Genomic DNA, 11,312 nt, shown 5'->3' with positions numbered 1-11,312 from the left:
TTGACGGTGCAAGACTTGAGAATACAAAAATGACGCAGTACGACGCTCAACACTCCCAGAGGCAATCAAAGCCTCAAATTGAGTATCAACAATCATCTGGTCCATAACGAGAGCGAGAAACTTTTTATGAAAATCCGGGCACGAAAACATGATATCTGAAATTTTCTGATAATCTAATTCACAGACCCTGACTTTTTCCAAAGCAATTGCGGAATAAACATGAATACTCGAGCATGCAGCAGCCGCGCCAGTTAATCGCCAAGAATGAGCAAAGCCAAGTACTTTCTCAACACCATTAGGCATGGCCATTACCATCTTTATCGATCCAGACTTCAACAAATACAAGGAGCCACTATCTGTCCCTTGCTTGAATATGTATTCACCCACGTCAACGGTATACTCATTACGAATAGCTAATTGAAATTGCAGATAAAGCTTTGTGTCAAGTAAGGGCTCAACAAGACAAGTAAAGCGATGATTACAAGCGCCGCAAATTGGCATTTTCACTCCTCCTAAGTTTTTATCACGCGACCAGCACTTGCTTACTCGCCAACGAGATAATCCTGACACATTAACGACAAAGCCTCTTTCTAGTGGGAATAAAATATACCGGCAGCGTATCGCCTTACTCAACCCCAAGAAAATATTAAGCCCTTACATCCTAACGTCTGCGGAAAAGAGCTGGAGGAGCCCGGCAGGAGCGTCAGACGACGTTAAAGCGTTTGGCAATAAAGGCACTTGGTGCCTCACTAGAATCCCCAACAAAGGCACACTTAGACAGCTTTGGGAACTAAATAGAGCATAGGCGATTCACATGAAATAGCCAAATATTGCCAAAAAAAAGCAAACTTCTCGAAATTGATATATAAATAAGCCTGCATATTCCATATAGATCTATCTACAGTTTCGATATTACTCACCTTCCACCAGTAAGCGGCGATAAGCATAAGCAGGGCATCGACTCACCGGACAATAAAATAGCCATCAACGCTCACTCTCGACATTATTCTGGCAATTATCAATTCATCAGCATTAACTAATAAAAATAGATTGATATATTAATTTCAAAAAACTAATACTAGATAAACAGGTAAGTAATTTTACTCATAAAAAAATAAGCGAACGAAACATCAATCGAGAGAGACCAAAATGAATATAATTAGCAACCAGATTGGGGCTCCAATAAATTGGCTATCAGAAGTCTATAGCCCCGCGCTCATCATCGACAACGATGACATTGCCAGCGACATTATTTACTCAAACCTGAATGAAGTCGGTATAACGGACATTACTGTTTACGATGACGGATTTTTTTCTTCTCAAAACATCCACCTAAAGAGGAAGTACGGTTTAATCATTATCGATATTTCTAATTCAAAAGCAGAAACAAGAATCCTACTTAAGAACATTTCAAAATATCAAAATAATTCTAAGATTATTATTCTAACAAGCACAAGTAAAAACGAAAGCCTCGCAGGGTTAAACGAAGTAGTACCGGCGGGAACAGAAATTATCGGCGCCATATCGGCGCCACTCCGCAAAAGTACACTATTCGGCATTCTCGCTTTAGGTGTTAACACCATTAAACCAAAATCGCTTTTAGGCAGGGATCGGAATAGAGTTTTTCCCAGCCGGCAAAGCATCCTTGCATCCATGGGAAACATTGAGCTGAGATATCAGCCTAAGATCTCAATAAACACCGGAAAGGTAGTTGGCTGTGAAGCAATACCGAGAATAAGAATAGATTATCCCGAACAGGAGTCTGATTTCTTGGTGCCACAATACTTCTATTCATACCTAGACAAACCCAGCGACGCAGCTCAGTTTCGCCTTTCGATAATCAACCATCACATCGCGAGCCTAGCGAAACTCCATGAAAACGAGATCAAAATACCGATGTCTATCCATTTGATTAATGCCGACATCGTCAACAAATACTTTCTTGATTTAATTATTGCTGATATAGAGTATTACGACATTGCACCAGAGTTTCTTATTTTCGAAATATCTGAATTATGTTTATTTGAAAATGCCACCGAAACGCTTAAGAAGCTGTCCGATTTGCGCGCCAAGGGCTTTGGCATTTCAGTCGACGATTTCGGCCCCAATCAGCACGAACTGGAAAAGCTCTCGCCATTTCCCTTTTCCGAGTTACGTATAGACAAATCCATCATTTCTTCGACACTAAGAAAAGTCACCAGCAGTAAAATCATCGACACTTGTATTTTCTTTTGCAAATCATTCAACATGACCATCGCCGCAGAAGATGTAGATAGCAATGAAGAAAACTACTTCATTAAATCGCGCGGATTTAATGCAGGGTCTGGAAAATACTGGGCGAGCGCGATGAGTAGCGACGAATTTATTGAGTGGTATGAGCTTCACAATATTGACGACGCCCAGAGATTAGCGCCGAATACACCCAAAAGACACTAAAGTGGATGATCACACCGAACCTCAATAATAGCGCCGTATAGACGAGCTTTTAGAATACGCTAATCTCGTCATCAACCTCAATCCGTGGCCTCTAAGTGCTTATTAATCCGCAGCGCTAACAGTGTACACAGTGCACCAGATATCAAATACAAGCTAACTGCCACCAAGCCAAAATGGATCGACAAGCCTAATGCGATTAACGGCGCAAATGCGGCCCCAAACAACCACGCAAAGTCAGAAGTAAGCGCTGCGCCCGCGTAGCGGAATCGACGTTCAAAGTTTGCTGTCAGGGTGCCTGATGCCTGTCCGTAAGAAACACCAAGTAAAGCAAAACCCACCAAAATAAAAGTATCTTGCATCACGGGCGAGCCACTCATCAGCATCGGTGTAAACAACGCAAAGATACCGATAAGCACCGCCATTAATGACACCGTTGTACGCTTACCTATGCGGTCGGCAATGACGCCCGACGCCACTGTTGCAATAATGCCTATAAATGCACCGAACACCTGCACAATAAGCACATTACCAATGAGCTGGGATTCACCCAAAGCAATCCAGGACAACGGGAAAATGGTCACAATATGAAATAGCGCATAACTGGCCAACGCGGCGAAAGCGCCCAGAAATATATTCGGCCCCTGTTTCTCTAACATTTCACTGGTGCTAATGGGTTCCAGCTCGCTCTCTTCTAATGCAGCGGTGTATTCTTCAGTAAGCACTAAGCGCAAGCGCGCAAACAAGGCAACCACATTAATGGCGAAAGCCACAAAGAAGGGGTAACGCCATGCCCAAGCTTGGAAATCTTCCGCGCTAACGCTATTGATCAAATAAAGAAACAACAGGTTCGCTATCAAAAAGCCGAGTGGCGCACCAAGCTGGCCAATCATGGCATACCAGCTACGCTTTTCCCGCGGTGCATTCAGCACTAACAAGGATGGCAAACCATCCCATGAACCACCCAGTGCAAAGCCCTGCAGTATGCGAAACAAAGCCAAAAAGAATATTGACGCGCCACCTATAGATTCATAACTCGGTAAAAACGCGATGCCTGCAGTGGCTGTCCCCAATAAAAATAATGAACTACTTAGCTTAACGCTGCGCCCCCAACGGCGCTGTATATTCATAAACAGGGCCGTACCAAAGGGCCGTGCCACAAAGGCCATTGAGAATATAGCGAAGCCGTATAACATGCCCTCTAATATACTTACGAAGGGAAAGAATACGCTCGGAAAGACCAAGACGCAGGCCATGCCAAACACAAAAAAGTCAAAATGTTCCGAGGCCCGCCCAATAACCACGCCAATGGCGATTTCACCGGGCGCAACCGGCGAATGGTTCTTAGAGTCTTGCGTATCAGCTGCGAGAGAAGCGTTTGTTGTACTGGCCATGATGTGGCGCTCATCCGTTGGTTTTGTGAATTATTGAAAGACTACTCCGATTCCCGCAAACCAGCCATAGGACAAATTGTCCAATTCTCTCTGAGCTGCAATTCACTTAAAGTCTATGTCCTCTCATTAACATCTGGACTTGCGAGTGGCGATGTCGACTTCAAAAGCTCTGCACACTATCTTGGTATCCACAATCGGAACAGGCCTCCTTGCGAGTTGCGACACTGTGGTTATGTCACCCTCTGGCGATATTGCTGCGCAGCAGGCCGAACTGATCGTATGGGCAACGATTCTTATGTTAATCGTCGTCATTCCGGTCATTGTGCTGACGCTGTTGTTTGCGTGGCGGTATCGCGCATCTAACAAACAGGCGACCTACAGCCCTGACTGGGATCATTCCACCAATCTGGAGCTAGTGATCTGGGCCGCTCCGCTGGCCATCATTATCGCCTTAGGCGCCTTAACCTGGGTGAGCACCCATCAGCTTGACCCCTATCGCGAGCTCGATCGTATTAAAGAAGGCCAGCCCGTGCCTGAGGGTGTTGAACCACTCATTGTCGAGGTGGTTGCCATGGATTGGAAATGGCTGTTCTTTTATCCAGAGCAAGGCATTGCCGCGGTAAATCAATTGGCCGCGCCCGTCGACCGGCCAATCAAGTTTAAGATTACTGCTACGACCATGATGAACTCCTTCTATATACCGGCGCTGGCTGGGCAAATCTACGCCATGGGGGGCATGGAGACCCAATTGCACGCTGTTATTAACCAAGCTGGCAGCTACGACGGTTTTTCTGCCAATTACTCTGGGGCTGGATTTAACGGCATGCGCTTTAAGTTCTTAGGTATGACTGAAGGGGACTTTGACCAGTGGGTGAGCAAGGTTAAACACGAAGGCGAGATACTCAGCCGCAGTGTCTACACCGAGCTAGCTGAGCCGAGCGAGTACAACCCCGTTCAATACTATCGCGAAGTAGCGCCGGCCCTTTACGACGCCATTCTCAATCGCTGCGTTGAGCCTGGCACCCTGTGCATGAAGGATATGATGAAGCACCACGGCAGCCACAAAACTGACGTCGCAGCGCCAAGCGCAGCCAATTCAACAGTCAAAACACATGACGAGGGTCACCATGCCCACTAGCTATTTTTGTGCAATTACCGTGGTCGCGAAGCGTCCGTCCCATTCACTTTTAGCGCGTCAGGGCGCCGGTAACTCTCATGTCTGATCTCAGTACCCTTATATTCGGGCGCCTAAGCCTTGACTCTATCCCATTTCACGATCCAATTTTGGTCGCGACCTTTGTAGTCGCTGCCCTCGGCGGTATTGCACTGCTCGGCGCGCTCACCTACTACAAGGTGTGGGGCTATTTGTGGAAGGAGTGGTTTACCAGCATCGATCACAAACGCATCGGCGTGATGTATATGATTCTGGGCTTAATCATGCTGCTGCGCGGCTTTGCCGACGCCATCATGATGCGGATTCACCAAGCCATGGCCTTTGGTGAAGCGACTGGCTACCTGCCGCCAGATCACTACGACCAAATTTTTACCGCCCACGGCGTAATCATGATTTTCTTTGTGGCCATGCCATTTGTGGTCGGCTTAATGAACTATATCGTGCCCCTGCAGATTGGCGCCCGAGATGTGGCATTCCCATTTTTAAACAACCTTAGCTTCTGGATGACCAGTGCCGGTGCCGCGCTTATTATGATTTCACTGTTCATCGGTGAATTCGCGAAGTCGGGCTGGCTGGCCTACCCGCCACTAACAGGCATATTACAAAGCCCTGGGGTCGGGGTAGATTACTATATTTGGTCCTTACAGATCGCTGGGGTCGGCACGCTGTTATCCGGCATCAACTTTGTGGTCACCATTGTCAAAATGCGCGCGCCTGGCATGAATATGATGAAAATGCCGATTTTCACCTGGACCGCGCTGTGTACTAACATTCTAATTGTGGCGGCCTTCCCCGTATTAACTGCAGTTATGACTCTGCTGTCCTTAGACCGCTATTTGGACATGAACTTTTTCACCAACGATCTTGGCGGCAACGCCATGATGTACGTAAACCTGATTTGGATCTGGGGTCACCCAGAGGTTTATATACTGATTCTACCAATCTTTGGGGTGTTCTCAGAAATCGTCTCCACCTACAGTGGTAAGCGCCTATTCGGTTACTCATCCATGGTCTACGCGACCTTGGTCATTACAATCCTGTCTTACCTCGTGTGGCTGCACCACTTCTTTACCATGGGTTCTGGTGCAACGGTGAATAGCTTCTTTGGCATCACCACCATGATCATTTCGATTCCCACCGGCGCAAAAATCTTTAACTGGTTGTTCACCATGTACCGCGGTCGCATTCAGTTTGAAGTCCCCATGCTGTGGACTATCGGCTTTATGATCACCTTCGTGATTGGCGGCATGACCGGCGTGTTATTAGCTGTGCCACCCGCAGATTTCGTATTGCACAACAGTCTGTTTTTGATTGCTCACTTCCACAATGTCATTATCGGTGGCGTGGTCTTCGGTACATTTGCTGCAATTACCTTCTGGTACCCCAAGGTTACGGGTTACAAGTTGGAACCATTCTGGGGCAAGGTCTCGTTCTGGTGCTGGTTTATCGGTTTCTACCTCGCCTTTATGCCGCTGTACATGCTGGGCTTTATGGGCGTCACCCGCCGCATGAGCCATTTCGACGATCCATCACTGCAGATTTGGTTCCAAATCGCCCTAGGTGGCGCAGTGTTAATCGGTATGGGTATCATCGCCTTCTTGGTTCAGCTCTATGTGAGCTACAAGCGCCGTGATTCGCTGCGCGACGAAACTGGCGACCCGTGGGGTGGCCGCACCCTCGAGTGGTCAACCTCGTCGCCACCACCCAAATACAACTTCGCCTTTACCCCACGGGTATACGACCTAGACGCGTGGTGGCATATGAAGAGCAATGGCTTTAAGCGCGCAAGCGAAGGCTTTTTGCCGATCCACATGCCCAAAAACACGGCTGCTGGCATGGTTATTTCAGGCCTCAGTGCGGCGTTCGGTTTCGCCATGGTTTGGCATATGTGGTTAATCGGCGGGCTGACGTTTGCGGCCCTGATGATCGCCATTATTGTTCACACCTTTAACTACAAACGCGACTACTACATTCCGGCTAAAGAGGTCGCGTTAGTCGAAGCCCAACGTAACGAGGTAGCTGCCTAAGATGTCTCACTCTACTGCTATACCAGCCGCTGAGCCTGGTACATTCGACTTCCTTGTTAAGGGCGAGCATCACGTCGCCAACGGCACATTATTGGGTTTCTGGCTGTATTTGATGAGCGACTGCCTCATCTTCGCGGCGCTGTTTGCGACCTACGGCGTATTAAGCCAAAACTATGCGGGCGGACCATCGGGCGCTGATTTATTTGATCTGCCGCTGGTTGCCTTAAACACCAGTTTTCTGCTGTTTTCGTCGATCACCTACGGCTTTGCCATGCTGCAAATGCAGCAGCGCAAACTCAAAGGCACCATGATTTGGCTAGCCATTACCGGGGGATTCGGCGCGGGCTTTCTTGGCCTAGAACTCTATGAGTTCTATCACCTTTTACATCAAGGTGCCGGCCCCCAGCGCAGCGCTTTCTTGTCGGCCTTTTTCACTCTAGTCGGCACTCACGGCCTACACGTATGTATCGGAATTATCTGGTTGGTCACCTTGCTATTCCAACTCCGCAGGCATGGCTTAACCACCGCAAACCGCCGCCGCTTGTTCTGCCTGTCTATGTTCTGGCACTTTCTTGACGTTGTTTGGATCGGCGTATTCACTATTGTTTATTTGATGGGGTCACTGTCATGAGCGAACTTTCACAAAATCACGACGAGCATCACGCTGACCATCACGATGAAGAAGGTCCACACAGTAGTTTTAGCGGTTATATGCTGGGCTTTATGGCCTCAGTATTTCTTACCGCCATTCCCTTCTGGTTAGTAATGGGCGATGTATTCAGCTCACGCAATACCACTGTGCTAATTATTCTCGCCTTTGCCTTGGTGCAAATTTTGGTGCACATGATTTATTTTCTGCACATGAACTTTCAGTCCGAAGGTGGTTGGACGATGCTGTCACTCATCTTCACGGTGGTCTTACTATTCATTACCTTAGCCGGTTCGCTATGGGTGATGTACCACATGAACGTGAATATGATGCCATCGATGATGTCGGGCGGCAGTTAAACCGTGCCAAGCCGCCGCATAGTCAAATTAACAATCATTAGCCTATGCGGCTCGCTATTGTTCGCTGGTTTCATTGCCCTTGGTAATTGGCAATTAGAACGCCGCTTGTGGAAACTAGATTTAATTGAAAAAGTGGAAAGCCGCGTGCACGCACCAGCGACGCCAGCGCCACCCACAGAAACTTGGTCGGCGATCAGCAAGGCCGACGAATACCGCCACCTTGCTTTAAACGGTCGATTTCTCATCGATAAAGACACGCTTGTCGTTGCCGCTACAGAGCTAGGCAGTGGCTACTGGGTTCTTACACCATTTCAGCGTGGTGATAACAGTATCGTTTTAGTCAATCGCGGGTTTATTACGCAAGGTGTCACACCACTACCGCCACCTCAGGGCATAATTACACTTACCGGACTGCTGCGACTCAGCGAGCCCGACGGCACGGCGCTGCGCGACAATAGCCCAAGCACTGGCCGCTGGTATTCCCGAGATACTAAAGCCATCGCCAACTCCCTCGGCCTTAGCGCCGCGCCATATTTCATTGATGCCGACGCCGCCATTAACACGCCCACCCAAATGCAGAATGACGGTAACCCTGCCAGCCAAGTACCCGTTGGCGGCCTCACTGTAATTCACTTCAACAACAGTCATATGGTGTATGCCGTCACTTGGTACAGCCTCGCGATTTCAGTTTTAATCGCGGGATTTATCGTGATTCGCGAAGAGCGCAAGTCATACGGCCGTTAGCTGCAATGGCGAACGAAGCTGCGTACTGGGCTACTCATGGGTATACTCAATTAAGCGCAAACTGAGCTAAGTGCATACCGTGCCTGAGAGACAGCAGGTCTGGGGAGAAGGGTCACCATGACAAACACTAAGGCACTGGCCGCCGTAAACCAGCTGCTAAGACAAACTGAATCCAGTGACACCGACACCCTCGGCAAACATATGCGCCAGCTCGTGCAGCTGCGCTGGATGGCCGTGTTAGGCCAATTACTCACCATTCTCGTCACCCATTACGGCTTTGGCGTCGAGCTGCCACTACAACTAATGCTAAGTGTGCTCGGTGGACTTGTCGTCTTCAATGCCTTCAATGAGCTAAGCCTGCGACTGCGGCGCCGCGTCGGCACCGCCGAACTGTTTATGGGCCTACTGGTGGATATGGGCACCCTCACGTTCCAGCTTCTCCTCAGCGGTGGTGCTACCAACCCCTTTGTCTTTCTCTATTTACTCCAGATTGGCCTTGCCGCTGTACTCCTAACTCAAGTTTACGCTTGGGTACTGATGGGCGTAGCCACTGTGTGCTTTCTGTGGCTGGCCGAAGCCGGCCGCCCCATCGATCTCCCCCAAGATTATCATCTCGGTATTCGCAGCTATTACATAGAAGGCATGCTGATATGTTTAGCGCTCAGCGCCGCCCTGCTTGTTATTTTTATCAACCGTATCAATCGCACCCACCGCGAACACGATGCCCGCCTCGCGGAACTACGACAGCGTGCCGCAGAAGAAGAGCATATCTTGCGAATGGGCCTACTAGCCTCAGGTGCCGCCCACGAACTCGGTACGCCACTGGCCACCATTGCGGTGATTCTCGGTGATTGGCGTCATATGCCCACGCTTAATAAGGATCCCGATCTGCTTGAAGAAATTAGCGAGATGCAAACTCAGGTACAGCGCTGCAAAACCATTGTCAGTGGTATTCTCATGTCAGCGGGGGAAACGCGCGGCGAATCCTCTGGGGAAACCAGCGTATGTGCGTTTTTTGAGGAGCTCCTGGGTGAATGGCAGGCAAGCCGAAAAGTCGTCGAGTTTAGTTTTCAAAACGAGTTTGGCGACGATATAGACATTGCCTCTGACACCGTCCTAAAACAGACCATATGCAATCTACTCGACAATGCACTGGAAGCATCACCCCAGTGGGTAGGGCTCACCGTCGCTCGCCAAGACGACACCTTGGTCATACGCGTTGTCGATCGCGGACCAGGTTTTGCCAAAGAAGTCTTTAATCGCCTTGGCGAACCCTATCAATCTACCAAAGGGCGACCGGGTAGTGGTCTTGGCTTATTCTTAGTATTTAACGTGGCGCGTATTCTAGGCGGCCAAGTTCGCGCTCGCAATCGCCAACGCGGCGGCGCCGAAATCAGTTTGCGACTGCCCTTGGACGCACTCCGACTCAAGGAGACTTAAAGCAATGACAGATCAAACCGATAATCCCGACGTGAACCAAGACAATAGCGCCCCCACGCTAATGCTTATCGAAGACGATGCGGCCTTTGCTCGAACACTAGGCCGCTCCTTCGAGCGGCGCGGCTACTCAGTAGTAAGTACAAGCAGTCTCGACGGCGCGCTCACCCTGCTAGAAACCCACACACCCGGTTACGCGGTTGTCGACTTAAAGCTCGATGGTGAGGCCTCTGGCTTAGCCTGCGTACAAGCTTTACACAAACACGACCCCGATATGTTGATTGTGGTGCTCACTGGCTATGCGAGTATTGCCACGGCCGTTGAGGCGGTGAAACTCGGCGCCTGTCACTACCTTGCTAAACCTTCGAATACCGACGACATTGAAGCCGCATTTAATAGCGCAGAGGGCAATGTTGCAGTTGAAATTCGCGGTCGCGCCACCTCTATAAAAACCCTTGAGTGGGAGCGTATTCATGAAACCTTGGCGGAGACAGGATTTAATATCTCAGAAACGGCAAGGCGACTTGGGATGCATCGCCGGACACTGGCGCGTAAGCTGGCCAAGCAGCAGGTGAAATAAGGCGCTAAGCCGTGGACTTCCAAACATCCAACCTGCCTTCTTTGCCAGTCCATCTGTCGCTACAAACTCTCACTCAACAATTTTACTTGGTCCATGATAAATTGCTGTATCTCACCAGCGCACACGTATATTTCGATGTGTGTAATCAGTTTATTTTGAATACGAAAACGTGTGGCTATTTTTAAGGGTTCCGGTAAACCGGTAATGTGAAGATCATAAAAACAATCAACTTCATCGCCCTCCACCAACCAGCGCCGATTCTCAATCGCCTCATTACCGTGGTAAGCAGGATCTTTCAACAACTCACGCAACTGTGTCGCATTACTGCCGGTACAGTAGCCCATTTCCCAGCGCGTGCAGTGTTCTGCGAATAGCACTTTTTCAGGCTGGTGCTGTAATAAACCGGCATCTAAATAGGTTTCTGCAATTGCAATCAAATCACTTCGAAGCTCACTCATATTTATGTCTCAACACTATTATTAAACATTATTCTGCTGCCACACCTTTGACTCCGA

11 protein-coding genes are annotated in these 11,312 nt (G+C 48.9%); 8 read left to right on the top strand and 3 right to left on the bottom strand.

The window, feature by feature from the left end; all coding sequences use genetic code 11:
• Positions 1-501, bottom strand: a 501-nt coding sequence (locus ABYT30_RS09850; RefSeq protein WP_373096263.1) for a Crp/Fnr family transcriptional regulator, incomplete at its 3' end; no start/stop codon positions are given.
• Positions 502-1,149: 648 nt separating this feature from the next.
• Between ABYT30_RS09850 and ABYT30_RS09845 the strand changes: the two genes are divergently transcribed.
• Positions 1,150-2,436 carry an EAL domain-containing protein gene (locus ABYT30_RS09845; RefSeq protein WP_373096261.1) on the top strand — a complete coding sequence of 429 codons (1,287 nt, stop codon included), beginning with the start codon at positions 1,150-1,152 and terminating at the stop codon, positions 2,434-2,436.
• Positions 2,437-2,513: 77 nt separating this feature from the next.
• On the opposite strand, the gene ABYT30_RS09840 is transcribed toward ABYT30_RS09845, so the two are convergent.
• A complete protein-coding gene (locus tag ABYT30_RS09840) occupies positions 2,514-3,827 on the bottom strand; it encodes an MFS transporter (protein ID WP_373096259.1) in 1,314 nt (437 codons plus the stop codon).
• A 151-nt stretch (positions 3,828-3,978) separates the two neighbouring features.
• Between ABYT30_RS09840 and cyoA the strand changes: the two genes are divergently transcribed.
• The 7 genes from cyoA to ABYT30_RS09805 all read left to right on the top strand — a co-directional run bounded on the left by cyoA (position 3,979) and on the right by ABYT30_RS09805 (position 10,797).
• Positions 3,979-4,965, top strand: a complete 987-nt coding sequence (cyoA, locus tag ABYT30_RS09835; RefSeq protein WP_373096257.1) for a ubiquinol oxidase subunit II — start codon at positions 3,979-3,981, stop codon at positions 4,963-4,965.
• Between the two features lie 77 nt (positions 4,966-5,042).
• Positions 5,043-7,028, top strand: coding sequence for a cytochrome o ubiquinol oxidase subunit I (cyoB, locus tag ABYT30_RS09830; protein ID WP_373082127.1), 1,986 nt, complete (start codon positions 5,043-5,045; stop codon positions 7,026-7,028).
• A gap of 1 nt (position 7,029) precedes the next feature.
• Positions 7,030-7,659, top strand: coding sequence for a cytochrome o ubiquinol oxidase subunit III (gene cyoC / locus ABYT30_RS09825; protein ID WP_373096255.1), 630 nt, complete (start codon positions 7,030-7,032; stop codon positions 7,657-7,659).
• Positions 7,656-8,036, top strand: coding sequence for a cytochrome o ubiquinol oxidase subunit IV (cyoD, locus tag ABYT30_RS09820; protein WP_373082122.1), 381 nt, complete (start codon positions 7,656-7,658; stop codon positions 8,034-8,036). Before cyoC ends, cyoD begins: the two co-directional genes overlap by 4 nt.
• Before the next feature lie 3 nt (positions 8,037-8,039).
• Positions 8,040-8,780: an SURF1 family protein gene (locus ABYT30_RS09815; RefSeq protein ID WP_373082120.1), complete on the top strand. Its 741-nt coding sequence runs from the start codon at positions 8,040-8,042 to the stop codon at positions 8,778-8,780.
• Positions 8,781-8,897: 117 nt separating this feature from the next.
• Positions 8,898-10,220 carry an ATP-binding protein gene (locus ABYT30_RS09810; RefSeq protein WP_373082118.1) on the top strand — a complete coding sequence of 441 codons (1,323 nt, stop codon included), beginning with the start codon at positions 8,898-8,900 and terminating at the stop codon, positions 10,218-10,220.
• A gap of 4 nt (positions 10,221-10,224) precedes the next feature.
• A complete protein-coding gene (locus ABYT30_RS09805) occupies positions 10,225-10,797 on the top strand; it encodes a response regulator transcription factor (protein ID WP_373082116.1) in 573 nt (190 codons plus the stop codon).
• 59 nt (positions 10,798-10,856) lie between these two features.
• On the opposite strand, the gene ABYT30_RS09800 is transcribed toward ABYT30_RS09805, so the two are convergent.
• Positions 10,857-11,255 carry a hypothetical protein gene (locus ABYT30_RS09800; protein WP_373082114.1) on the bottom strand — a complete coding sequence of 133 codons (399 nt, stop codon included), beginning with the start codon at positions 11,253-11,255 and terminating at the stop codon, positions 10,857-10,859.
• Between the last annotated feature and the right edge of the window lie 57 nt (positions 11,256-11,312).

Origin of the sequence: Zhongshania sp. (assembly GCF_041623545.1) — a bacterium.
In the GTDB taxonomy this organism is placed as follows: domain Bacteria; phylum Pseudomonadota; class Gammaproteobacteria; order Pseudomonadales; family Spongiibacteraceae; genus Spongiibacter.
The sequence above is the reverse complement of the archived record's forward strand: the minus strand, read 5'-3'. Positions and strand labels throughout refer to the sequence as shown.